We start from the raw sequence: 24,432 nt of genomic DNA on the forward strand, positions 1-24,432 counted from the left end.
GTCACAACCTTTCACTCAGCTTCCTGAAGATACTCCGGCATAATTGGTGGCACCGAACCTTCAAGAACGATTATGGGCATTTTCTCAAGGCTTATCTGAATGCCCCTGTTTTTCATGATTCTCATCTGGCTGAACTCCGTTTCCGTATAGGCTTCCAGAAGTGCTTTATCGCCGATGGCCTCCACCACAAAAGGTGCCGGCAGCTTCTGACCGTTGATGGAAATGAATGCCCAGCTGCAGTAAACCTCTGAGGTTTCTGTCACTCGCTGCCCATTGATGGAGATGGCTTCTGCTCCATTGAGTTTCAGTTCATTGATGAGTTTAAGCATATCTTCATTATGAATGATTCTCAGCCAGCTGTCTATGGAACCTTCCAGCTCCCCTTCTTTAGGAAGACCGTCCTCCAAAGTCAGGATCAGTCCCGCTCCCCGTACATCTTCGTAGCCCAGCAGTTTCTCATTTCGGCTATACTCTTCTGTGAGGTCTTCCATGACAAGCAAGGAATCGGTGCTTTCCTTCTTGTAATCACTGAGCTTCTTCAGCATTTCGTCTTCCGTTTTCTTTAAAACATGAATTTCATTCTTCAGTTTAGCACTGTACTCCAGAGCATCACTGTAGTCACTCTGAACAAGAATCACATCCACCTGACCCGTTGCCAGCTGCACTCCTGTGGCTATCCCGATTCCCATGATTACAGCACCAAGAAGTGTCAAAACCTTACTCAAGTGCATCATTTCTCTTTCCCTTATAATACTTGTCGATGAGCAGTCTTCGAATCACCGCAAAGTTATTGAAGATTCTCCCTCCGAATACGACCACTGCCGCCAGATACATGGGAAGACCCAGCTTGTCTCCTAAAAACGTCAGCGCCACTGCGATGATGGCATTTCCGAAGAATCCGGAAATGAACACGATATTATCAAAAGTCTTTCCTAGATACGCCTTCAGTGCCCCAAGCACGGAATCCAGACAGGTCAGTATAGCGATGGTGAGATACGTAGTATAGGCATCAGGAATCTTCACATCCAGAAAAAGCCCAAGCAGAATACCAATGAGCAGTCCGATCATTACAATCATCTTCTACTTCGCCTCCTCTATGAATGATGTGGAAAATGGTTTCTCGTATCTGCTTATGAAAAGCTCATCCACGGGTTGAAACCGTATGTCGTAAAATTCCAGCGCGTTATAGGACATGGCGCCCTGAAAAGCCACTGCACTGTTCAGTTTGTTCTTGTCTCCGATGGCTTTGATGACGATTTCCTCTCTTGGGGAAACCTTTTCGTCATTGATCAGTATATAGCTGTTATTCGAACTGGATTTGATTCCAGTCTGAATGGCGATTCGCTTCTCATTGATGCTGATGGCTTCTGCCCCCGCAAACTTCAGTTCATTGATGATATAAACCAGTTCCAGATCCGTGAGATAGCTGAATGTCTGCGGGTTCAGAAGGGGATCCGTTGGTTTGAGACTCAGTGTAAGTCCCGGTCCCTTCACATCCACCAGGCCTAGTAGCAGTCTGGAATGATCCAGCTCTGTTTTCAGAAGCTGATTTGCTTCATTGCTGGAGGAAGCCGCGATTTCATAGCTCTTGAGCTCCTCCGTCAGTTCATTGTTGTTTTCGATCAGTGCTGCTTTCTCCTCTTTCAGCATTTCGATTTCATGGAACAGATCTTCTGTCTCCTGAACCGTCAGTTTCTTCACCGGATCCTGCAGCTGCTTGTACTGATAGGCCATGAGAAACCCTAGAAGCACAAACACCAGTGCCAGTACCCATTGCATATTTCTATTTGTCTTTTTCATGCTTACCCTTCTTCTTAACCATCACCGTTTTCAGGTGCTTCTTCATTCAGTTCCTCTTCTTCCGTTTGTTCTTTCACTCTGGATTCATCAAATACCACCGGTTTTTCCACATAAGACAGATCCACATATCCTTTTACGTCCTCAAGATTGCCGTCAATAATGATGTTGATTGCCGTATTGAGCTTCTCCTTCAGTGTGTCGGGATATCCGAGCCTCACTTCCAGCTCATTGTAAAAGGTTCGGATATTCGTCATATCTCGTAAATCCAGCTCTGTGAAGCGTATATCGCTGATATTTCTTTCCTGGAGATATCTGAATTCCTCCAGTATCTTCACCTTGTCCGGAAAAGCCTCGTAGATATTCCCCCCCAGTTCAGGAAGCTCTATGTCATCTGTAAGGGTTACGCCTTCCACCGCATTGGCTCCCACTTCCAGAAGGATCCCTTCTCTTGTGGCCAGACTGATGACCCCATCCTTATAATAATTCACTTCCGCCTTCTTTTCCTGGATCACGATTTCGATGGTGGAAGGAAATATTCTTTTCACTTTCATGTGGTCAAAATAAGGCTGATTTTCAAAAAAATCCTCTATCTGCTCCGAACTGAATAACAGTATGTTCTCTCCGATGAGCTGATCTGTCTCTTTTGCGATGAGCTGATCCGAAATCTTATGATTTCCCTGAGCAGATATGGACTGTATATCAAAAAATGGAGCATGGGTTACAAATATCCCCGCTGAAATCATTATGAGAACGAGAAGAAAGATCATGATTCTTCTTCGTCTCTTCCTTTTCTTCTTTCTGATCCGATCTTGAACTTCTTTCAAGCTCATTTTACTCACGTCCTCTAATCATCACGATCTGTTCACTTCAGTTCCTCTCGGAAGGCACCCTGCTCTTTCTGGATTGTCTTGAAATATTCAGGAGGATCCCCACCGCTGCCAGATTCACAACCAGAGATGTTCCACCGGCACTGATGAACGGCAGCGTGACACCTGTAACCGGAAAAGCACCTATCACCACAGCAATGTTGATCAGTGACTGGAGTGCAAATATAGCTGTGATTCCTATGGCCAGAAGCCTTCCGAAATTATCTTCTGCGGCAAGGGCGATTTTTATTCCTCTAAAGATCAGCGTCATGATCATGGCTATGAGAATCAGGCCGCCGATGAGCCCCAGTTCCTCCACAACCACCGCAAAGATGAAATCATTCTGGGCTTCAGGCAGCCAGAAAGCCTTCAGCCTGGACATGCCAATGCCTCGACCGAAAACCCCACCGCTGGTCAGTGCATAGAGAGACTGGACAAGCTGATGTCCATCACCCTGTGCATCCAGAAAGGGATCGCCGAAGTTCAGGAATCTTCTCATACGGTAGGGCTCCTTGATCATGGCAATGACCAGCATGGATACACCTACCCCGATATAGGAGAAAACCTGCATATAAGGGACTCCGGAAAGAAATATCATAATGAGTGAAGTGATCATGAGTATTGCACCGATGGATAGGTTGCTCTGCAGCACGATAATGATACCCGCGAATACGCCTGCCATGAGAAATACTTTTCTGGATGCTTTCCAGGATCTTGTCTTTTTGATCTCCACGCGCTTCAGCACATTGGCAGCATATAAGACCATGGCGAACTTCGCAAGTTCGGAAGGCTGGAGAGAAAGTGGACCGATCCTGATCCATCTGCTGGCACCTTTTGTAGGGTCAAACAGTATGACCGCAACATTGAGGATCAGCACCACAAAAACAATGAGTTTCGTGAACTGCATGGTGTAACGATGGTAGTTGAAATTACTGATGATGAAAATCATGATGAACATTCCACCGAGTGCGAATACGCCCTGCCGGAACAGGTCCTTATAGGCGGCAAAGCCTTTCACCACATTCTCGTAGCTGGATGCACTGAATACCATGAGCAGTCCGAAAAACACCAGAGCAACGGTTACTGCAAGAAGCGGAAAATCCACTTCTTTGTATTTCACCTTATATTTACTTCTTTTCTTATACTTCCTGCTCTTCTTGCTCTTTGAAGGCAAGCTCTCTGTTCTTATCTTCTGTTGTGCTGAATTCATGAGCCACCTCCCGAAGCTTAACGGCTGGGTCTTACATCAGTAAGTATGTACCTACTACCATAATCAGAGTCACCAGGGAAAATACGCGAACGATTTTTGTTTCTTTCCATCCTAAGGCTTCAAAATGATGATGGATGGGCGCCATCTTAAACACTCTTTTCCCGGTTTTCTTGAAGTATCCCACCTGAATAATCACAGACAGGGTTTCAATGACATATATGATGCCCACGAGAATCAGAAGCAGTTCTGTCTTAGTCAGTAGACTCAGTATTCCTACCGCTCCTCCCAGGGCGAGGGACCCGGTATCTCCCATGAACACTTTTGCAGGAAACCTGTTGAAGTATAGAAACCCCATGAGGGAACCGATCAGTGTCAGAGAGAAGAACAGCACTTCTTTATCCTCTGCAGCCAGAGAAACCAGAACGAAGAAGAGCAGCACTACGATGGTCACACTGGATGATAACCCGTCAATTCCATCGGTCAGATTCACCGCATTGGTCACCGCAGCGAAGAAGATCACCACAAAGAGTAGATAGAATATGCCCAGACTGATCTCCTGGTTTATGAACGGTATCACGATGCTGCTGTAGTTTAATCCAAAATGCAGCACACTCCCAGCAAGAAGCCCGAAAATGAGAAGATAGAGCATCTTATGCTTTGCACTAAGCCCATCTGAGGATTTTTTCTTCACCTTCAGATAATCATCCAGGAATCCGATGAGACCGAAACTCAGCGTTACAAGTATCATAAAGAGGATTTCGGCATTGAATCCTGACAGAATGGAACCCATGACCGTAAGCACACTCAGGAATATAAACCCGCCCATACTTGGGATGCCCTGCTTCGTCAGATGGGACTCCGGTCCATCCAGCCTGACATTCTGACCGAACTTGAAGCTCCTCAGTTTACTGATGATATATGGTCCGATGATGACTGCAGTAGCAATACTTAAGACCATTGAAATAAGCGCAAATTCCATTATTCTTTCCCTCCGAATTGTTCAAGTACTGGAATGAATCTTTCAAAATACATCCCTCTGGATGCTTTGATGAGCACGACATCTTCGCGTTTCAGATGCTTCCCTATGTTCTGCTCCGCTTCTTCGAAGGTCGAAAAACCCACTGCACCCTCTCCATAGACCGCAGTCATTTCATCCATATACTCTCCGATGGCAATAAACAGATCGATCTCTCTTGTTTTCGCATAATAGGCCACCGACTCATGGGCTGCCAGGGATTCCTCCCCGAGTTCCTTCATGGTCCCAATGACTGCAACCTTTCTTCCTTCAAAGTTCGCCAGATAATCGATGGCTGCTTTCGTGGAGTCGGGGTTCGCGTTATAGCAGTCATTAATGATCGTCAGTTGATCCAGGCGAATGACATCCATCCTCATGGAGCTTTTGAGAATACTGACATGAGAAAGGTCTTCGTCTTTTATGCCTAATTCCTTTGCCACGATGTAGCAAAGGATTCCGTTCTGAACATTATGCTTTCCTGGTATATCCAGGCGGATGATTTCTTTATTCCTGTTTACAGTAAACTCGACATAATCTTCCGCAATGCTTATGTTTCTGGCAATATAGTCTCCTCTGCTTAGACCTCCATATACAACTCTGTATGGCTTGTCTCCTATGTTTCTCAGATACTCATCATCACCGTTCAGCACCAGAAGTGAATCCTCTTCGAAAAAGTCTGTAATTTCCATTTTCGCCTTCAGAATATTCTCCTGAGAGCCCAGAAATTCAATATGGGACAGCCCTATGTTTGTTATGAGTGCAATATCCGGCTGGGCGACCCTTGCCAGATTGTGAATCTCAAGAGGAGCACTCATCCCCATTTCAAGGATGGCATAGTCATAGGTCTCATCCAATGAAAAAATCATCAGTGGGAGACCCAGTTCGTTATTGTAGTTCCCTGAAGTCTTGAACACTTTATATTTCTTCGACAGCATGCCATGAAGGATATCCTTGGTGGATGTCTTCCCCGTGGATCCTGTGATTCCGATGATCTTCAGATTCAGCATTTTTCTGTAGTAGTATGCCAGATCAAGAATTGCCCTGTAGGTACTCTTTACTTTCAGGACAGCCTTCCCTTCCGGAATTTCACCGATCTCCACCTCTTCCACAACAGCCACACTGGCTCCATTACGAAAAGCATCCATATAGTGCTCATTGCCGTTGAAATGCTCTCCCTTGATACCGATGAACAGCGCATTTTCCGTAACAATTCTGGAGTCGATAAACACTGCGTCAAAGCTAGCTTCAGCACTTCCATACAAAGTTGCATCCAAATGTTCCACAATTTCTTTTACAAGTATAGTTTTCATAATATCCTCATCTCTTCTTACAATTCCAGTTTCAGAATCAGCATTGAATTCCTTATCAAATATATCATAATCCGGCAGTTTCTGCTGTGATTATAGGAAAATAGCATGTGATTTCACATGCTACTTCTGATCAGTTCAAGGGCAGATATTTCTCCACTTCCAGGAATATTTCTTTCGCCCATGGAGCAGCAACCGTATTTCCGTAAATAGCATCTTTAGGATTATTGACGATAACAAGAACTGTAATCTTTGGATCCGTATAGGGCGCTCCACCAATGAATGAGGATATGAACTCATCATCGGAATATCTCTGATTTCCATTTTCATCTGTGATTATTTTCTGTGCTGTACCTGTTTTCCCGTATACAGGAATATCTTCGATGTAGGCAGCGCTGCGATCATTTCCCCCTACAACTCCATATAGGAGATTGAGCATACGCTCTGCCGTATCTGCTCTGATCACTTCATTCTCTTCTGCCGTATCCAGTGCTCTCACAGTCAGATTTCCGTTGACATCTTCCAGAACTGCCTGCTCTGCCAGATGAAGAGGCTTCATGACGCCTCCGTTGGAAATGGTGTTGATGGCGTTCATCATCTGCACCGGACTCACTGTCTGCGCCTGTCCAATGGATGATGTGGCCAGATCGATGGGCTTCATGTCATCCTTGTCGAAAACAATTCCTGTGGTTTCACCCGGCAGGTCTATTCCTGTTTTCTGTCCGAAAAGATATTCGTCCACATACGCATTGAATTTCTCTTCTCCAAGTCTCTGTGCAATGAGGATTGTACCCACATTGCAGGAATTTTTCAGGACATCCTGTAGAGACTGGTCTCCATGACCGGAGCGATTCACGCAATTTACTCGGACTCCGTTGACCATGATGTAGCCGGGACAGTTGAAGTGATCGTGCTCATCTACAAGGCCTTCTTCCAGGGCGGAGGAAATCGTGACGATCTTGAATGTGGATCCCGGTTCATAGGAATCATTCACAGCAAAATTTCTCGTGACCGCATCAAACTCCTCCTGGGTACGATCTTCCCTTGGATTGTTGGGGTCAAAATCAGGGAGATTGACCATGCCGAGGACGCCGCCGGTTCTGGGATCTGAAACGATCATGGTGACGCTGTCCGCTTCATGTTTTTCCATGGCTTCTTCCGCCAGATTTTCAATGAAATACTGTATTTTCTCATCAATGGTAAGTGTAAGATCACTTCCATTGATTGCCGGTGTCTGAATGACAGCCGAATAAGGAAGTTCTCTGTTCTGTTTGTCTACTTCCGCAATCTTGATGCCGCTTACACCTCGCAGTGTTTCATCATACCAGTACTCCAGTCCCATGACACCCGTCCCATCAACATTCACTGAACCCAGAACATGGGATAAAAAGCTGTTGTTGGGATAGTATCTTATGTTGTCATATCCAATCAGAAGGAAACTGATTCCTTCTTCACTGATATAGGCTCTTAACCTGTCAATGACATCTTTTTCAATTTTTCTCTTAATGATGATTCCTTTATGCTCTGAAGTAAGTTTCTCCAGAATGGACTCGGTTTCTTCTCCGAGAATCTCTGCCAGTGGAGCCGCATAACTTTCCGGTGTTTTCCCTTTTGATTCAATCAGTCTTCTGAAGGTAGTGAGATCCGCATCAATTCTGTATGCTTCAGTGGTTGATGCTAAAAGAGAGCCATTTCTATCCAAAATGTCTCCTCTTTTTGCAGGAATTATGATTTCTCTGACAATCTGATTCTGAGCTTTCGAAAAAATCTCATCTTTGGCTATGACTGTCACATAGAACAGTCTTGCGCCTAAACCCAGAAACAGGACTAAGGTCAGTAATGTGACGCCTATGTATCTTTTGTTGTTCATACCCCACCTCTATGACCTATCAGTTGAAAAAATTCAAGTTCAGCATAGAGAATACTTTGTCTGTAAACTTAGGCTGTTCCACCAAAGGTTCATCTTCCATAAAATTATTCCTGGATAAATCAGCTGCAATTGCACTTTCCTGACCTACTGAAACAAGTTCCAGGGCTATGGATTTCTCAGCAATCTCCCCAATGGATGATGCTTTGATGATCTCAGCCTGCAATGCCTCATTGTTTTTTAAGGTCAGGCGCGTTTCATTCTGCAGCTCCACATATTCCTTCTGCATGTTATAAATCATTCCGCTTCTGAATATCGTCACAAACAAAGCTGTTGCCATAAATAATATGGTGAGTACTGCACTCATTTTCATTCTGTTGTTTCTTGCAGCAGTCTTCTTCGCAAATTCCTGTCTCGACCTTTCCAGCCTTCTTTTTTCTTCTTCCTGAGCTCTTCTGTTATCTCTTGTAATCTCAGGATTCGCCACAGTATTCAAATACTGAACTCTGTTGGGTAGTGCCATCATCATCACACCTTTCTATATATCCCGTAACCTAGATTTTCTCTAAAACTCTGAGTTTTGCGCTTCGTGACCTGGGATTTTCTTCTATCTCTTCTTCTCCAGGCAATATGGGTTTTCTTGTCAGAATCTTTACTGTTGCCGTCTTTCCGCATATACATGGCATACTGGTCGGACATGTACAGGGAAACATGAGCTCCTTATATGTATTTTTGACGATCCGGTCTTCCAGGGAGTGAAAAGTGATGATCGCCAGTCTTCCCTCAGGCTTTAATCCCTCCACCGCATCCAGGATGGTATCTCTTATGATCGTCAGTTCTCTGTTCACTTCAATCCTTATGGCCTGGAACGTTCTTTTTGCTGGATGGGGCCCTTCTCTTCTTGCCTTCGCCGGAATTGCAGCTTTGATGATATCCACCAGTTCATGGGTCGTAGCGATAGGCTTCTCTTCCCTTGCCTTCACTATGAATCCTGCAATTCTCTTGGCAAACTTCTCTTCCCCGTAATCACGGATGACGCGAGCAATATCTGCTTCTTCATATCCATTGACCACATCATATGCTGATAGAACATCTTCCCTGTTCATGCGCATATCCAGCGGAGCATCCTTCATGTAGGAGAATCCTCTCTCCCCTTCATCCAGCTGATAGGATGAAACACCCAGGTCCATCAGAATCCCGTCCACTCCCTGAGGAGCATGTTCTTCAATGATTTTTCCGATATTTTCAAAATTTGAATGTACCAGCACCACATTGTCATAGTCCTTCAGAATATCTCTGGCATTATTCAGAGCATCTGTATCCTGATCGATTCCTATGAGCTTCCCATCTCGCAGTCTTTTCAGGATCTCCTTTGTATGTCCTGCACCACCTAAGGTACAGTCCACATAAATTCCGTTTTCTTTTATGTTCAACGCTTCTATACATTCTTCTAGTAGAACAGACACATGTTTAAATTCCATATATTCACCTATATTCCCAGTTCATTCATTTTCTCAGCTATCGCATCCATATCCATTTCACTCTCGTTATACGCTTCCCACTTTTCCTTAGACCATACTTCCACACGATCCATCATACCGACGCTAACAACTTCCCCTTCAATGCCCGCATAGCTTAAGAGAGATTGCGGTATCAGTACCCTGCCCATCTTGTCTGGTTCCATTTCATTGGCTCCGGAGAAAAAGAATCGAACGAAGGATCTGACATTCTTGTCAGTAAGCGGCAAAGATTTCAGTTTCTGTTCAAAAATCTGCCATTCGTTTTTGGGATAGATATACAAACATGAATCCAGACCTTTGGTCATGATAAATGTCTCGCCCAATCCATCTCTGAGCTTAGATGGAATAATTATTCTGTTTTTCTTATCCATTCCATGACTAAACTCACCAATCAGCATCCTTTTTCACCACTTTCTACCACTTTTTACCACTTATAGGTTCATTTTACACAAAAAAGAATAACCCTTCAATAGCTTGAAGGGTTATAAGCGAAATATATTTAAAATTCACAGAATATCTATAATTTAATTTTCCTTGATTTTCAGCGCATTTCGCCATTGTCAGAAAATACCGCCATGCTATGTAAACGAATCCACTTAAAAACCGTTGACAGCAGCATTATTTTCAATTCATTAATTGAATTGACACTCAACCACTTCGATAAATATGCGCGAATCAGTATAGAACGTACGTTTTATCGAATTATGACCTTCGTACTTCTTTCAGGATGAAAAACTTCCATAAACTTGCTTCGTACATCATCCACTGTGATATTTTTCAGCTTTTCCACATAAGTGAAGATATCCTCCTGATGAAGAAGCATTCCAGTGGTGGTGACACCAATCCGGTCCACGGAGTTGAAGATATTGACAAAGTTTCCGGTCATGCCTTTTTTGATGCGTTCCAGATCCGTTTCCAGATCATCAAAGAAGTTCTCATCTGATTTGATGGACTCGATATAGTCTTCTATAAGTGTAAAGACCTTCTCCGGTTCCTTGGATTCTCCCCCGATGAAAATTTCACCATGATCCTCATCCAGACTGATTTCAGTGGAGAAACTGTCGTTGATTTTTCCGTTACGGATGTTTTCTTCGTAAAAATCCGATGTAGAACCAAAAACCAGCTTCATGAGAAGAGATCCTGTCAGGGTTGCCAGAAGAAGATCCTTCTTCTGACTGATCACCTTCAGTCCGTATATGTAGTTGGGCACCTGCAGATCCATATGGAGGATGCTCTCTTTCTTCAGGGACTCCATGGGTTCATCATAAACCTTTTTTACAAGATCCAATGGTTTCCCAGGCTTTACTTGCTCTGCTATCAGATGCTCCACCTCATCGATCTCCAGATCGCCAACCAGAACGAGGATCATATTCCTCGGATTGTAAAAAGCATCATAACATTCAATGAGGTGCTCCGGTGTAAGACTGTAAATGGATTCCACACTACCGGCAATATCTTCTCTGACAGGGTGTTCATGATACAAGGACTTCATTGCTACAATGTACCCCCTGAATCCCGGATGATCATCATACATCTTGATTTCTTCCGCAATGATCCCCTTTTCCTTTTCCACATTCTCTTTTGTCAGATGTGGTGTGAACACCATCTCCAGAAGCAGCTTCAGATTCTCCATGAAATGGGCCGTTGTGCTGAAGTAGTATGATGTCTGATGATTGTTTGTAAAGGCATTTACAGATGCACCCAGCTCAGTGAACTTGTTGAATACATTCCCTCCACCTGGCATTTCAAAAACCTTATGTTCCAGAAAATGCGCAATCCCTTCTGGATATCGCTTAAATGTTTTGCCTCCATCAATGGAAAACTCCACATCTTTGCTGCCGTAGTCTGATGTAAGTATCGCATAGGATTTCGCGAATCCTTTCTTTGGTATGTAGTACACTTTTAAACTATTGATTTCTGTTTCATAGATTTTCTCATCTATGAATTTAAGCTCCTTCATGCTCCCCATCTTTGGCCTCCCCTTCTAAATAGTGCGCACAGATGAATTCAAGATCTGCTGCCACTTTCATTATTCTTTCCTTCGTCACTTTTTTCAGTTCCTCTATGACCTGATTGATGGTGTAGTCTATTCCGAAAACCCGCAAAGCGATGAGATAGTTGGTCGTATTGAAGATCGAATCACTCATGGCATTCAGAGAACTGATGACCTTCGTTCTTGCCACTTCTATGTCCTCCTGGGAGAATTCACCGATTCTCATTTTATTTAGTTCTTCATCGATCAGCGCTCTGGCTTTTCTAAAGTTTTTGAAATCCGTACCTGCCCCTATGGTCAGAACGCCGGCAAATTTATCAAAGCTGGAATAAATGGAATAAGCTAGAGAATGATTTTCTCTGACTTCATTGAAGAGCTTGGAATGAGCACCACCACCGAAAATGGAATTGAACAGTACCAACGCAAAATAATCTCCATTGAAAATACTGTTGTTCGTATTATATAACAGTGAAATTTTACCCTGATTGATTTTCATCTGCTCAAAGACTTCCCCGCATTCTCGGTTGAAGCTTCTTTCTTCTAACGCAGTGAGCTCGTGTCCGTTTTTACTGTTTCCCAGAATCTTCAGGGACGACACTTTTTCAAGAACCTCTTCTTCACTCCTGATATTTCCTGATGCATAGCAGAAGGCTTCTTTCTCTTTCAGATTCTCCCAGAGACCGATCAGCGCCTTTCTGTCAATCCCATCCAGTTCTTCGATGGTTCCATATTCAGGAATTCTATAGGAATCATTAAGGCCCAGCTCCATGACTCTATTCATGGAGTAATGCCCCTTATCATCATAGATGGACTCGATATAAAGCCTGTGATTGAGGATTTCCTGTGCAATGATTTCATCATCGAAATCATCCTCTTTCAGCAGCGGATGGTAGATCAGTTCATCGAGAAGATGAATTGCCTTATCCCATAAATCTTCCTTGTATAAGGTGAAGCGATTATCCATGAAACTCACATAGAAGATCACGAAAAGCTTATTGCCGATTTTGCTCAGCATGATATCGAAATTCGCTCCGTACATATCCTGAAGATATCTGGCGATCTCTGATGAAGAGTGAAAAGATTTTGTTCCTCTTTTAAGCACCTGAGCCAGTACATTATAGCCCGTGACATTTTCGGTCAGGCTGACAGGAACCACCAGACTGATCGCGTTATTCTTGAATTTTAAAGTTTTGATTATTCCAATGTTATCCATTATTCCTCCACGTCTGTACACGAAAGTACAGTTCATAACCTAAATTGGTTGCATAAAATATATTATCACATTTTCCCCTGAAAATCTTCTTAAAGAAAACAGGTTTCCATAGAAGGCTATATCCTTCTTACAGAAACCTGTCTGAACTAGTGATTTCTATAATTTTGTGTCATCTACAGAATCCAGATATGCTTCAATCTCTGGCAGAATGGATGGGATGGTCTCAGGCAGGAAAGGATTCTTCAGGCCTGCCAGGTCCACCAGTTCCAGGAATGGCTTGCTGCCGCCTTCTTTGCAGAGCGCCACATAATCATCCCAGGCTTTCTTTCCTTCATTTCTGCTTCTGATGAAGTACTGCAGTGCACATACCTGCGCCAGGGTGTAATCTATGTAATAGAAGGGCGAGGTGAAGATATGCAGCTGTTTGAACCAGAAACCGCCACGGTTGTAGAAGTCATTGTCCTCGTAATTCTTCAAAGGCAGATACTTCTTTTCGATTTCTCTCCACTGGCGTTTTCTTTCTTCAGGTGTCGCTTCAGGGTTCTCGTAAACAAAATGCTGAAACTCATCTACCGTTACACCGTAGGGAAGGAACAGCAGTGTTCCTTGAAGATGTGAGAACTTGTACTTCTCTGTTTCTTCTTTAAAGAAGTTCTCCATCCATGGCCAGGTGAAGAATTCCATGGACATGGAATGAATCTCGCAGGCTTCATAGGTGGGGAAGCTGTATTCAGGCACCTCATATTGTCTGGAAGAGAATACCTGGAAGGCATGTCCTGCTTCATGGGTGAGTACATCGATGTCACCGGATGTTCCGTTGAAATTGGAAAATATGAACGGAGATTTGAAATCCGGAATATAAGTGCAGTAGCCACCAGCCTGTTTCCCTTTCTTGGTCACAAGGTCCAGCAGTTCATGCTCCACCATGAAATCAAAGAATTCTTTCGTTTCAGCGGAAAGCTCTTCATACATCTTCTTTCCATTATCTATGATCCACTCTGGAGACCCCTTAGGCGTGGCGTTCCCTGTAGTGAACTCGATGGCTTCATCATAATACTTGAGCTCATCCAGACCCAGTCTTCTGGCCTGTCTTTCTCGAAGCTTGACCACCAGTGGAACGATATGCTTCAGAATCGCCTCTCTGTATGTTTTCACTTCTTCTGGACCATACTCGGTTCTCAGAAGGCCATCATAGGACATCTGCACATAATTTTCGTATCCAAGTTTTTTCGCCATCTTGTGTCTTACTTTCACCAGTTCATCATAAATACGGTCAAATTCCTTTTCATGATCCCTGAAAAAGCCTGAATAGGCTTCATACGCCGCTTTTCTTACCGTTCTGTCCGGATTCTCCATGAATGGAATCAGCCCGGAAAGATTTCTTTCTTCTCCTTCAAACTGGATACTGGCGGAAGCCACAAGTTTGGAATATTCGGATGAAAGCTTGTTCTCCTCCTGCATATCCTCAATGATTTCCGGTTTGAACGCTTTAACGGAAAGTTCAGCCAGATTTAGCAGATGCTTACCGTATTTGTCTTCCACGTCTCCCCTGTAAGGCGTATCCAGAATCACATGATAGAAACTTGTGACCAGATCCTGAAGCTGTGGCATGGCCATATCCACATAATCTGATTCATTGTCGTAGAATTCATCTCTGGTGTCGATGCTGTGTCTGATGGAGACCAGCTGGAACATGGATTCCACATGAAGTCTCAGCTGGATGAATTCATCCATGTTTTCGAGAAAAGATTCTCTGGAATGGGCATTCTCCATAGCCTTGAGAATATCCCGTGCTTTGTCCTTGACTTCTGTCATTTCAGGTCTTTTATACTTATAATCATTGAATTTCATATATGCCTCCTAAAAATTATCAATATATGTTTCTTCCTGAATCAGTTCCACATCAAAACTGTTCAGGATAAAATCCGCAACTTTTCTCATGGTGCCTTCAACCAGACTTCTGTCATTGGATATGAAGGCCACTCCTATGACGATGCTTTTGTGCTGATCCAGATTCTCCGTTTCCGATATGGAGACATTGAATCGGCTTCTCACTTTTGCCTTCAGGCTGTTCACAATGCTTCTTTTCTCCTTAAGAGAATGCACATAGCTTACCCGGAACGTAAGCTTAGCTGTCCCTACGCAGGTCATCGATAAGCACCACCCTTGCAGGAGCAGCTTCCGCTCCACTGATCTTCAGAGGGAATGCGCATAAAGTGTATCTTCTTCCTGTCACATGAGCAAGGTTCAGGTTCTCAAGAATGATTATACCACTATTCAGAAGCATTTGATGCACTGCATAGGGCGCATGTTCTTCGATGGAATCATGTACTGTTCCCACCACTTTAACGCCGCCTTGAATAAGCGCCTGTGCCCTTTCTTCTGTCAGATACCCCTCTTTATAAAGCACTCTTTCCGTTCCTTCAGGAAGAAACTCCTCGGCATTTTCAGCCACAAACACGTCTCCATATAGTAGGCTCAGATCCACATCATCCTGGTTTGCGCCATTTTCAATGAAATGACTGGGAAAGTCCATGTGGGTTGAAGCGTGGGTGTTCATCTGAATGCTTCGAACCGCATAGCCATCCTCGGAAATGCTGGCGACTTCCTGTATTCTCACTTCTGGGTCTCCCGGATACACCGGCATACCGTCCTCGAGGGTTTTAGAAATATCTATGACTTTTTTCTCTCTATACTGAGCATTCTGATCTGAAACTTCATGGTCTTTTCGATAGGCTGATTTCACTCCGGCTGCTCGATGCATAGGACCATCAAATGCAAGAAAGCTTCTGTTTCTTACAGCATAGTAGACGAAGTATATAGATCCCACCACGTACAGAAGAACCAGCACTCCTCCAAGAATCTGCAGTGTAGTACCTAGCGGATCCGCATCTCCGATAAGAAGCGGCATGGAGAATGCGATGAGATTGTTCACCATATGACCAGCCATCACAAGGATCAGGCTTCCTGTCCGGTGATAAATAAAGCAGAGAACAAAGCCGATGACTGCTGTAGGAACCATGGTTTCAGCATGAAGAAATCCGAAGACCAGGGAAGAAATGATCATTGCTGCCAGTGTACTTCTCTTCCTGTTCAATAGATTGAAAAAAATGCCTCTAAAAACGATTTCTTCCACAATGGGTGCCAGAATCACAACCGATATGAACATCAATACAAGTTCCAGAGGATCTGAGAATAGAGAAATTCCCTGCATCTGCTCTGCAGCTTCCATATAGGATTCATACATGCCTGGAAGCCACTGCTGAAGTGCCAGCACATAGAGAAATGTGATCAGACCCCCCGCAAGAAATGGAACGACAGCCAGATGAAGCGGCTTCTTCTCCTGTCCTTTGGCCATGAGCAGTTTCCGCTCTCTTGCCGTAAGGCCAAAATAATAGTAGACGATGAACATGATGATATAGAAAAGGATCTGGATGTAGTAGACAATATAAGGCGATCCTCCTGTAACAGTTAAAGCGACTACAGATAGGATCAGTACCGCGAAGACTGCCACCAGCATCAGTATGAATTTTGATACACTCATCTTTTCGAATCTAACAGGCATAAGGAACCTCCCACTCTCTTTACTGACTCCATAATAGTCAAATAAACAATATACTCTAAGTATAGCAAATGCAGTGCTAAAAAGATAATGTTTGCAAAAAGAAAATCTCCATACCACTACAGTATGGAGATGAACATTTTCTATACGTTGAATCTGAAGTTGACCACGTCACCTTCACGCATGATGTATTCTTTTCCTTCGATTCTATAAAGCCCTTTTTCCTTGGCATGGGCTTCTGAACCGGATTCCATCAGGGCATCATAGGAAATGACTTCGGCTCTGATGAACCCTCTCTGGATGTCTGAATGAATCTTCCCAGCCGCTACCGGTGCTTTTGTACCCACTTTGATCGTCCATGCTCGGACCTCCTGGGGGCCAGCTGTGAGGAAACTCATGAGGCCAAGCAGTCTGTAGCTTTCCTTGATCAGTCGATCCAGACCGGTCTCCATGATACCGTACTCAGCAAGCATTTCAACCTTCTCATCCTCTTCCAGTCCGGAAAGCTCTTCCTCCAGTCTGGCACAGATGGTGACCAGGCCTGAATGCTCATTCGCTGCATGCTCTTTCACTTTCTTCACCATCTCATTCTCTTCTCCAGACATGAGATCCTCTTCAGAGATGTTCGCCGCATAAAGAACATCCTTGGACGTCAGAAGAAATAACCCTCGGATCACTTCCTTCTCTTCCTCAGTCGCTTCCAAAGTACGAACAGGCTTCCCGGCTTCAAGATGTGCCTTGATTCTTTCCATCAGATCATACTCAGCCTGAGCTGTTTTATCTCCGGAACGTTTCAGCTTCATGGCTTTATCCATTCTTTTCTCCAGCGTCTCCAGATCCGAGAAAATCAGTTCCAGATTGATGGTTTCGATATCTCTAAGTGGGTCTACACTACCCTCTACATGGACGATATTGTCATTCTCGAAACATCTCACCACATGAATGATGGCTTCCACTTCTCGGATATGGCTCAGGAACTTATTTCCCAGACCTTCTCCCTGGGATGCGCCTTTCACAAGACCGGCAATATCATAGAACTCCACATGGGCAAAGACTTTCTTCTTTGAATTATAGAGCTTCTCCAGATGATCCAGTCTCTCATCCGGTACAGATACTACGCCGATATTCGGTTCGATTGTTGCAAAAGGATAATTTGCAGCTTCAATTCCGGCTTTCGTAATCGCATTGAACAATGTGCTTTTGCCGACATTGGGCAATCCTACTATTCCTAATTTCATTAACCTATTCCTCACTTTATCACATTCATTTACATCTTTTCAATTATACAGATGTATGAGCCTTTTATCAAGGTACTTCATGAGAAAACCGCATTCACGCTATTTACTGCTATTTACTGAAGACAAAACAGACCCCTCATGTTACTGAGGGGTCCTGAATCTTATGTTAAGCTAATGTGGAGTTCAGCATCCAGAGTTCCTTCTGGTAGTATGCTGTGAATTCATTCATGATATCCACTGTAGGATCGTCTCCAGCCTTTTCTGCTTCTTCCTTCACTTCCAACGTCAGCTTAAGAAGATAGTCAAAGTCCTTCTTGACGATTTTCACTAAATCAATATCCTTGGCAAATTCTTCATTTCTCTCTTCGATCTTTGCAATCTCCAGGGCACCTTTCAGGCTTGCCACAGGCTTCATGTCAAGCTGAAGCATTCTTTCAGCCACTTCATCCATATCTTCTGTCACTTTATCATAGTAACCTTCAAAAAGTTCATGCATTCTGTGGAACTGTTTTCCCTGTACATACCAGTGCACATTATGAAGCTTGGTGTAGGCCACCATAAGGTCTGCCACGTACTGATTGAGTTTCTTCTCTAGATTAGTCATTAATTTCATCCTCCGTTTTCCTGTTTTGTGTCATTGTTTTATGTAATCTGCAAATCATACGACTTACTATTCTTTGATCTACAGATATTGTCTGGTTTATCCGATCAGAATTATTGATTTTTTCTGTTCATCTTCTATGGGTTTACCAGAAGTTTTTCAATTATGCCAATGTCGCCTTGATCATCCACAGCTGTTTCTGATAATAGGCTGTGAACTCATTCATGATATCCACTGTAGGATCATCGCCAGCCTTTTCTGCCTCTTCTTTCACTTCAAGAGTCAGCTTGAGAAGATACTCAAAGTCCTTGTTCACGATCTCCACGAATTCCAGATCCTTGCCAAAGCTTTCTTCTCTTTCTTCAATCTTTGTGATTTCCAGTGCACCCTTGAGGCTAGCTACTGGTTTCATATCCAGCTGCAGCATTCTTTCAGCTACCACGTCCATATCCTCTGTGACTTTGTCATAATACATTTCAAAAAGTTCATGCATTGCATGGAACTGCTTTCCTTCTACATACCAGTGTACATTGTGCAGCTTTGTGTAGGCCACCATAAGATCCGCCACGTACTGATTGAGTTTCTTCTCTAAATTTGCTTTCGCCATTTTTCTACCTCCATAATTTATAACAAGTTTTAAGTTGTAATGATTATTATTTACTATGTATCTATAGTACAACAAACACCAGCAATTTACAAGGGTTAAATATGTCTAAATTGTAAACATATTATAACTATTATAATTACTGACGACCATAGATTTTATCAATGACAGTGGCAACAATATCTTCCTTGAAGCTCTTGGATTTCTCCACATAGTCGTCTGTCTGAGCTTTCAGACTGATATTCTCCTCATTGACCTCTGATCCTGCCAGGTTGATGAATACGTTAAGCGCCGCACCTTCGATGGCACTGTGAATGAGGATTGCCGCAACACCGGCATCAGATATGGCATTCTTGTTTCCATACTCCGTTGCAATCTTCAAAGCATCATACATCTCAAAGGATTCCTTGACCAGCTGATAGGGGATTTCAAGAACACGTTCCTTAGCGGAATCAATGCTGCTCTTTCTCTGGGCTTTTTCCTCTTCCGTTTCCTTCGGTAAGGAGAATGCTGCCATGAGTCCGTCAAAAGACTCCGCATCATCCACCATGAGCTTAAGATATCTGTTTCTGAATCGGTCAGTAGCTTCTCTTGCTTCTTTCATGGAAGTGACCACAGATTCCGGGTAATCTTTTGCGGCTTTTTTGTCAATGGTTAGGTTGAATACCATGGATGTAAGTGCTGCGGCCAAAGATGCACTTAATGCGGCTGCAGCGCCTCCACCTGGAGTCGCCTTTCCTTCACCTAATACGCTGGTAAAATCATTGATGGTTAATTCTCTTAACATATTTTCACCTCTTACATAATATTTTAGACCTTATAGAATGCAATTTCATGCTTCTCACGAGATATTAATTAAACATTATCATATTATTAACATGAACCAGATTTATTGACTATAATTCCTATATGTATGAGTCCAATATACCATAAACTTTGTTCATCTGCTCATACATAATCACATCTTCCTCAATAAATGGAACCGTTTCTCTGATTTTTTCATACAATTCCGAAGTCTTTGCACCGAGTTTCAGATTTTCACGGAAGTCCATGGCCTGACAGGCTGCAAAGGCTTCTATCGAAAGCACACGTCTTGTATTTTCAACGATGTCTCTCAGTTTTCGGGCAGCTGTGTTTCCCATGGATACATGATCCTCCTGATTGGCGGATGAGGGAATCGAGTCTACTGATGCAGGATGAGAAAGCACCTTATTCTCTGAAACCAGGGCTGCTGCACTGTACTGCGCGATCATGAACCCTGAGTTGAGTCCGCCTGAAGGAGCCAGAAAAGCAGGCAGATCGTTCAGCTGGTAATTCACGAGTCTCTCCAGCCTTCTCTCGGAAATATTTGCCAGTTCACTGGCTGCAATGGCCAGATAATCAAATAGAAGCGCCATGGGCTCTCCGTGGAAATTACCACCGGAATAGATTTCATCTTCGTTGAGTACAATGGGATTATCCGTCACCGCATTGATTTCGATTGTTATTTTTTCTCTGGCATAGTCCAGGGTATCCTTGATGGCTCCATGAACCTGAGGAATGCACCGAATGGAGTAAGCATCCTGTACTCTGATGTCATTCTGCCTCGTTACAGATGTTGAACCCTCAAGGAGATCCAGCATCTCCTTTGCAATATCAATCTGCCCTTTGTGCCCTCTCACTTCATGAAGTCTGGCATCAAAGGCGGTAGTGATTCCTCTAAGGGCTTCCATGGTCAGCGCAGCGGACAGATTAGCTGTCTTAAGCGCTCGATAGGCATCGTAAAATGCAAGGGCACCTATGGAGGTGAGAGCCTGCGTGCCATTGATCAGCGCAAGACCTTCCTTGGCTTCCAGTTCAATTGGACTGATTCCGGCCAGCTTCATCGCTTCTCTAGAAGGAATGACCCGCCCACTGTATTCAGCTTCTCCTTCTCCGATCAGTGTCAGCACCATATGTGCCAGAGGCGCCAGATCCCCTGATGCACCCAAAGATCCTTTTTCCGGAATCACCGGATGAACCCCTTTGTTGAGCATTTCCGTCAATGTCTCCACGGTTTCCAGCCGGATGCCTGAATAGCCTCTGGACAGAGCGTTGATTCGAAGTAGCATCATTCCTCGTACTTCTTCCGTCCGCATAGGATTTCCGATGCCGCAGGCATGAGAAAGGATGAGATTTCTCTGCAGTTTCTTCAGTTCGTCTTTACCGATCTTCACTTCCGAGAATTTTCCGAATCCAGTATTGACTCCGTAGACAGCCTGAGTTCCTGCTGCAGCTTTTTCCAGCATTCTTCTCGACGCTAAGATCCTCTGCCTTGTGGCTTCACTGAGCGTTAGAGTCTCCTTTTCTCTGGCCACCTTTATAAATTCTTCTATTGTCAGTTTTCCGTTTTCTATAGTTACCATATTCAACCTCCTGATAATTCTATAATAATATGAAATCGTTTAAAATTAAAGTGATGATTGAAAATCTCATACTATTTCATCCTATTTTCAGTTCTGATTTTAGAATCTCTCAATCACTATGCGAATATTCAAACATTTCCACGCAAAAATACAGCTGTCCCGTTTAAGCAGACAGCTGTACCTAGGTTTCTTTTCAGTTGCAGATCTATTCTTCTGTTTTCTTGACCACATCAATGCCCAATTCCTTGAGCTGAATCGGATCCACGGTGTTCGGTGCTTCGGACATGGGATCGTATGCATTCTGATTCTTAGGGAATGCGATGACATCCTTGATGTTGTCCGTACCGGCCAGGAACATGACCAGTCTGTCCATACCAAATGCCAGTCCGCCGTGTGGTGGTGGACCATATTTGAAGGCCTCCAGAAGGAACCCGAATCTCTCCCAGGCTTCTTCTTTACTGAATCCCAGTAAAGTGAACATCTTTTCCTGAAGCTTGGAATCATGGATTCTGATGGATCCTCCACCAAGCTCCTCCCCGTTGAGTACCATGTCATAGGCTTTGGCTCTAGCTGCTCCGGGATCTGTATCCAGGAGATGCAGGTCTTCTTCCATAGGGCTTGTGAATGGATGGTGAAGGGCCACAAACCTTCCTGCTTCCTCATCTCTTTCAAGCAGCGGGAATTCCGTCACCCAGGCGAACTTGAATTCTTCTGTACCTTCCAGCAGATTGTACTTCTTCGCCAGTTCCAGTCTCAGTGCGCCCAAGGACTGGAAGACCACTTCATTCTTATCTGCGACGATGAAAATCACATCGCCGGTTCTGGCTTCGGACCTTTCAATAATTGCATTGAATTCCTCCTCACTGAGGAATTTGGACAATGGGGACTTGATGCCTTCTTCTTTCAGCTGAATGTATGCGAGTCCCTTTGCACGATAGGTTTTCACGAACTCACCGAGACGGTCGATGTCTTTTCTGCCCATGGATGCTCCACCGGAAAGAGTGATGGCTCTTACGCTGCCCTTCTGCTCAATGGCATTTTTGAACACCGCAAAATCCGAGTTCTCCACAAGATCCGTCAGATTCTTCAGTTCCATGCCGAATCTCAGATCAGGCTTATCGGATCCGAATCTCTCCATGGCTTCTTTATAGGTGAGTCTTTCAAAAGGAAGCGCGATATCTTTATCCAGCACTTCCTTGAATACTCTCTGCACCAGTCTCTCATTGAGATCGATGATGTCTTCCACCCCGATGAAACTCATCTCGATGTCAATCTGAGTGAATTCAGGCTGTCTGTTGGCTCTCAGATCCTCATCTCTGAAACACTTGGCGATCTGGAAGTACTTATCAAACCCCGAAACCATCAGAAGCTGCTTGAAGATCTGAGGACTCTGGGGCAGTGCATAGAAGCTTCCAGGATAATTCCTTGAGGGTACCAGATAGTCTCTTGCGCCTTCTGGTGTGCTCTTATTGAGGATCGGTGTTTCCACTTCGAGGAACCCTTCTCCATCCATGAAGTTTCTGATGGAGATATAAGCTTTGCTTCTGATCTTGAATATTCTCTGCATATCCGGTCTTCTCAGATCCAGATACCTGTATTTCAGTCTGACGTTCTCCGCCGCATCCAGATTTTCTTTGATGTAGATGGGTGGCGTTTCTGATTCAGACAGAATCTTAAGCTCCTTCGCAATAAGTTCCACCTGACCGGTAGGAATGCTGTCATTGACGGATTCTCGCTTCGCCACTGTTCCTCTCACAAGGATGCAGAATTCATTTCTCAGTCTGTCTGCCTTCTCGTATGCTTCCCTGGAATCTTCCTCTCTGAATACGACCTGAAGAATCCCTTCTGTATCACGGACATCACAGAATATAAGCGATCCGAGATTTCTTCTTTTTGCTACCCAACCGGTAACAATGACTTCCTGTCCGATGAATTTCTCATCCACAAGACCTGCCATGTGCGTTCTTCTTAATTGACCTAACATTTCACCCATTATCATTCACCCCTATGAACCATCTGCATGATTTCTTCTGCAGACAGCTTTACTTCGACTTGTTCACCGCTCTCCATGTTCTTCAGAGAAGCTGTGCTTCTGGCCAGTTCATCTTCACCAAGAATCATGGTGAATCTCGAACCGACTTTATTGGCATACTTCATCTGTGCTTTGAGCTTCTTGCCCATATGGTCAATGTCCACCTTAAGCCCCATTCTGCGAAGCTTATGCGCTACAGATGCCGCTTTCAAGGCCGCTTCCTCTCCCATGGATGCGATGAATACATCGAAACGTACGGGCTCTGGAATCTCCACCCCTTCATCAGCCATGGTCATGAGCAGTCTCTCAAGACCAAGTCCGAATCCCACAGCCGGCATCTTCGGACCACCGATTTCTTCTATCAGATAATCATAACGTCCTCCGCCACAGACCGTAATATCTTTATTGACGATTTCAAAAACTGTCTTGGAATAGTAATCAAGACCTCTTACGATTCCCTTATCCACCTCATAAGGAATCTCCATGGCTTCAAGATACTTCTTCAGGTTTGTGAAATGCGCATTGCAGTCTTCACAGATATGATCCAGAATAAGTGGCGCATTCTTAACAATCAGCTGACAGCTTCTTTCCTTGCAGTCCAGAATTCTCATGGGATTCTTGTGGAATCTTTCCTGACACACCGGACAGAGGTCCTCATAATGGGGTGTCAGAAACTCTTTCAGCTTCACATTGTAATCCATTCTGCATTCAGGATGGCCAATGGAATTGATCTTCAGCGTCAGTCCCGTTATTCCCAACTGTTCAAAGGCACTCATGGCGATGGAGATGACCTCAGCATCCGCAGAAGGTTCCTCACTTCCGAACAGCTCCACACCGAACTGATGATGCTGTCTGAGTCTCCCTTTCTGAACGTTCTCATACCTGAACACGGGCGTGAAATAATACAGCTTCGTAGGCTGTGCGTCAGCATACATGGATGATTCCACGAATGCCCTGACAGCTGGGGCAGTTCCCTCCGCCTTCAGGGTGATGCTTCGTTCTCCTTTGTCAAGAAACGTGTACATCTCCTTCTGCACCACGTCCGTGGTTTCTCCTACTCCTCGTGTGAACAGTTCCGTACTTTCGAACATCGGCGTTCTGATTTCCCTGAACCCGTATTCATGGGCGATTGTTTTCAGATGATCTTCTATATGGTGCCATTTATACGCCTCCATGGGCAGCATATCCTTGGTACCTTTTGGTGCCTGCAGGTCCATACT

General features: G+C 44.1%; 23 protein-coding genes. All 23 read right to left on the minus strand.

Translation table 11 applies throughout. From position 1 onward, the window contains the following. Positions 1-11: 11 nt before the first annotated feature. On the minus strand, positions 12-725 hold the full coding sequence (locus J3A84_RS01710) for a DUF881 domain-containing protein (RefSeq protein WP_207598264.1): 714 nt from the start codon (positions 723-725) through the stop codon (positions 12-14). Then, positions 718-1,077: a small basic family protein gene (locus J3A84_RS01715; RefSeq protein ID WP_207598265.1), complete on the minus strand. Its 360-nt coding sequence runs from the start codon at positions 1,075-1,077 to the stop codon at positions 718-720. Before J3A84_RS01715 ends, J3A84_RS01710 begins: the two co-directional genes overlap by 8 nt. 3 nt (positions 1,078-1,080) lie before the next feature. Then, entirely contained in the window at positions 1,081-1,800 is a 720-nt protein-coding gene (locus J3A84_RS01720; RefSeq protein ID WP_207598266.1) for a DUF881 domain-containing protein, read from the minus strand. 14 nt (positions 1,801-1,814) lie between these two features. After that, positions 1,815-2,624: a cell division protein FtsQ/DivIB gene (locus J3A84_RS01725; protein WP_207598267.1), complete on the minus strand. Its 810-nt coding sequence runs from the start codon at positions 2,622-2,624 to the stop codon at positions 1,815-1,817. A gap of 43 nt (positions 2,625-2,667) precedes the next feature. After that, positions 2,668-3,876 (minus strand): putative lipid II flippase FtsW, encoded by a 1,209-nt coding sequence (gene ftsW, locus J3A84_RS01730; protein WP_207598268.1) that lies wholly within the window; start codon positions 3,874-3,876, stop codon positions 2,668-2,670. A gap of 31 nt (positions 3,877-3,907) precedes the next feature. After that, positions 3,908-4,855, minus strand: coding sequence for a phospho-N-acetylmuramoyl-pentapeptide-transferase (gene mraY / locus J3A84_RS01735; protein ID WP_207598269.1), 948 nt, complete (start codon positions 4,853-4,855; stop codon positions 3,908-3,910). Continuing rightward, positions 4,855-6,201: a UDP-N-acetylmuramoyl-tripeptide--D-alanyl-D-alanine ligase gene (locus tag J3A84_RS01740; RefSeq protein ID WP_207598270.1), complete on the minus strand. Its 1,347-nt coding sequence runs from the start codon at positions 6,199-6,201 to the stop codon at positions 4,855-4,857. The genes mraY and J3A84_RS01740 overlap by 1 nt, the downstream gene beginning before the upstream one ends. Positions 6,202-6,331: 130 nt before the next feature. Beyond that, positions 6,332-8,068, minus strand: coding sequence for a peptidoglycan D,D-transpeptidase FtsI family protein (locus J3A84_RS01745; protein ID WP_207598271.1), 1,737 nt, complete (start codon positions 8,066-8,068; stop codon positions 6,332-6,334). A 19-nt stretch (positions 8,069-8,087) separates the two neighbouring features. Continuing rightward, positions 8,088-8,588, minus strand: coding sequence for a hypothetical protein (locus tag J3A84_RS01750; RefSeq protein WP_207598272.1), 501 nt, complete (start codon positions 8,586-8,588; stop codon positions 8,088-8,090). A 31-nt stretch (positions 8,589-8,619) separates the two neighbouring features. Continuing rightward, entirely contained in the window at positions 8,620-9,546 is a 927-nt protein-coding gene (gene rsmH / locus J3A84_RS01755) for a 16S rRNA (cytosine(1402)-N(4))-methyltransferase RsmH (protein WP_207598273.1), read from the minus strand. Between the two features lie 8 nt (positions 9,547-9,554). Then, entirely contained in the window at positions 9,555-9,983 is a 429-nt protein-coding gene (gene mraZ, locus J3A84_RS01760; protein WP_207598274.1) for a division/cell wall cluster transcriptional repressor MraZ, read from the minus strand. Between the two features lie 296 nt (positions 9,984-10,279). Beyond that, positions 10,280-11,554, minus strand: a complete 1,275-nt coding sequence (gene yfmH / locus J3A84_RS01765) for an EF-P 5-aminopentanol modification-associated protein YfmH (RefSeq protein ID WP_207598275.1) — start codon at positions 11,552-11,554, stop codon at positions 10,280-10,282. Beyond that, positions 11,532-12,791, minus strand: coding sequence for an EF-P 5-aminopentanol modification-associated protein YfmF (gene yfmF / locus J3A84_RS01770; protein ID WP_207598276.1), 1,260 nt, complete (start codon positions 12,789-12,791; stop codon positions 11,532-11,534). The genes yfmH and yfmF overlap by 23 nt, the downstream gene beginning before the upstream one ends. A 156-nt stretch (positions 12,792-12,947) precedes the next feature. After that, the gene (locus J3A84_RS01775) at positions 12,948-14,642 is read right to left on the minus strand and encodes a M3 family oligoendopeptidase (RefSeq protein ID WP_207598277.1); all 1,695 of its coding nucleotides are present in this window, start codon (positions 14,640-14,642) and stop codon (positions 12,948-12,950) included. A gap of 9 nt (positions 14,643-14,651) precedes the next feature. Then, positions 14,652-14,942, minus strand: coding sequence for a DUF503 domain-containing protein (locus tag J3A84_RS01780; protein ID WP_207598278.1), 291 nt, complete (start codon positions 14,940-14,942; stop codon positions 14,652-14,654). Beyond that, positions 14,920-16,356, minus strand: coding sequence for a CPBP family glutamic-type intramembrane protease (locus J3A84_RS01785; RefSeq protein ID WP_207598279.1), 1,437 nt, complete (start codon positions 16,354-16,356; stop codon positions 14,920-14,922). Before J3A84_RS01785 ends, J3A84_RS01780 begins: the two co-directional genes overlap by 23 nt. Positions 16,357-16,496: 140 nt before the next feature. Beyond that, positions 16,497-17,591 (minus strand): redox-regulated ATPase YchF, encoded by a 1,095-nt coding sequence (gene ychF / locus J3A84_RS01790; protein ID WP_207598280.1) that lies wholly within the window; start codon positions 17,589-17,591, stop codon positions 16,497-16,499. A gap of 166 nt (positions 17,592-17,757) precedes the next feature. Continuing rightward, on the minus strand, positions 17,758-18,195 hold the full coding sequence (locus J3A84_RS01795) for a Dps family protein (RefSeq protein WP_207598281.1): 438 nt from the start codon (positions 18,193-18,195) through the stop codon (positions 17,758-17,760). 160 nt (positions 18,196-18,355) lie between these two features. Then, entirely contained in the window at positions 18,356-18,799 is a 444-nt protein-coding gene (locus J3A84_RS01800) for a Dps family protein (RefSeq protein ID WP_207598282.1), read from the minus strand. A 136-nt stretch (positions 18,800-18,935) separates the two neighbouring features. Next, positions 18,936-19,583, minus strand: coding sequence for a cyclodeaminase/cyclohydrolase family protein (locus J3A84_RS01805; protein ID WP_207598283.1), 648 nt, complete (start codon positions 19,581-19,583; stop codon positions 18,936-18,938). A gap of 118 nt (positions 19,584-19,701) precedes the next feature. Further along, positions 19,702-21,180, minus strand: coding sequence for a histidine ammonia-lyase (gene hutH / locus J3A84_RS01810; RefSeq protein WP_207598284.1), 1,479 nt, complete (start codon positions 21,178-21,180; stop codon positions 19,702-19,704). A 205-nt stretch (positions 21,181-21,385) separates the two neighbouring features. Then, positions 21,386-23,173: an aspartate--tRNA ligase gene (gene aspS / locus J3A84_RS01815; RefSeq protein ID WP_207598285.1), complete on the minus strand. Its 1,788-nt coding sequence runs from the start codon at positions 23,171-23,173 to the stop codon at positions 21,386-21,388. Between the two features lie 2 nt (positions 23,174-23,175). After that, entirely contained in the window at positions 23,176-24,429 is a 1,254-nt protein-coding gene (gene hisS, locus J3A84_RS01820) for a histidine--tRNA ligase (RefSeq protein WP_207598286.1), read from the minus strand. Positions 24,430-24,432 lie beyond the last annotated feature (3 nt).

The organism is Proteiniclasticum aestuarii (genome assembly GCF_017368455.1).
Taxonomy (GTDB): domain Bacteria; phylum Bacillota; class Clostridia; order Clostridiales; family Clostridiaceae; genus Proteiniclasticum; species Proteiniclasticum aestuarii.

Coding starts and splice junctions, on each gene's coding strand:
- J3A84_RS01795 (WP_207598281.1), bottom strand. CDS start 18,195: ATGACTAATCTAGAGAAGAAACTCAATCAGTACGTGGCAGACCTTATG.
- ftsW (WP_207598268.1), bottom strand. CDS start 3,876: ATGAATTCAGCACAACAGAAGATAAGAACAGAGAGCTTGCCTTCAAAG.
- yfmF (WP_207598276.1), bottom strand. CDS start 12,791: ATGGATAACATTGGAATAATCAAAACTTTAAAATTCAAGAATAACGCG.
- J3A84_RS01750 (WP_207598272.1), bottom strand. CDS start 8,588: ATGGCACTACCCAACAGAGTTCAGTATTTGAATACTGTGGCGAATCCT.
- hutH (WP_207598284.1), bottom strand. CDS start 21,180: ATGGTAACTATAGAAAACGGAAAACTGACAATAGAAGAATTTATAAAG.
- J3A84_RS01740 (WP_207598270.1), bottom strand. CDS start 6,201: ATGAAAACTATACTTGTAAAAGAAATTGTGGAACATTTGGATGCAACT.
- J3A84_RS01775 (WP_207598277.1), bottom strand. CDS start 14,642: ATGAAATTCAATGATTATAAGTATAAAAGACCTGAAATGACAGAAGTC.
- J3A84_RS01785 (WP_207598279.1), bottom strand. CDS start 16,356: ATGCCTGTTAGATTCGAAAAGATGAGTGTATCAAAATTCATACTGATG.
- aspS (WP_207598285.1), bottom strand. CDS start 23,173: ATGGGTGAAATGTTAGGTCAATTAAGAAGAACGCACATGGCAGGTCTT.
- mraY (WP_207598269.1), bottom strand. CDS start 4,855: ATGGAATTTGCGCTTATTTCAATGGTCTTAAGTATTGCTACTGCAGTC.
- mraZ (WP_207598274.1), bottom strand. CDS start 9,983: ATGCTGATTGGTGAGTTTAGTCATGGAATGGATAAGAAAAACAGAATA.
- J3A84_RS01715 (WP_207598265.1), bottom strand. CDS start 1,077: ATGATTGTAATGATCGGACTGCTCATTGGTATTCTGCTTGGGCTTTTT.
- J3A84_RS01780 (WP_207598278.1), bottom strand. CDS start 14,942: ATGACCTGCGTAGGGACAGCTAAGCTTACGTTCCGGGTAAGCTATGTG.
- J3A84_RS01800 (WP_207598282.1), bottom strand. CDS start 18,799: ATGGCGAAAGCAAATTTAGAGAAGAAACTCAATCAGTACGTGGCGGAT.
- J3A84_RS01745 (WP_207598271.1), bottom strand. CDS start 8,068: ATGAACAACAAAAGATACATAGGCGTCACATTACTGACCTTAGTCCTG.
- J3A84_RS01720 (WP_207598266.1), bottom strand. CDS start 1,800: ATGAAAAAGACAAATAGAAATATGCAATGGGTACTGGCACTGGTGTTT.
- yfmH (WP_207598275.1), bottom strand. CDS start 11,554: ATGGGGAGCATGAAGGAGCTTAAATTCATAGATGAGAAAATCTATGAA.
- hisS (WP_207598286.1), bottom strand. CDS start 24,429: ATGGACCTGCAGGCACCAAAAGGTACCAAGGATATGCTGCCCATGGAG.
- ychF (WP_207598280.1), bottom strand. CDS start 17,591: ATGAAATTAGGAATAGTAGGATTGCCCAATGTCGGCAAAAGCACATTG.
- rsmH (WP_207598273.1), bottom strand. CDS start 9,546: ATGGAATTTAAACATGTGTCTGTTCTACTAGAAGAATGTATAGAAGCG.
- J3A84_RS01805 (WP_207598283.1), bottom strand. CDS start 19,583: ATGTTAAGAGAATTAACCATCAATGATTTTACCAGCGTATTAGGTGAA.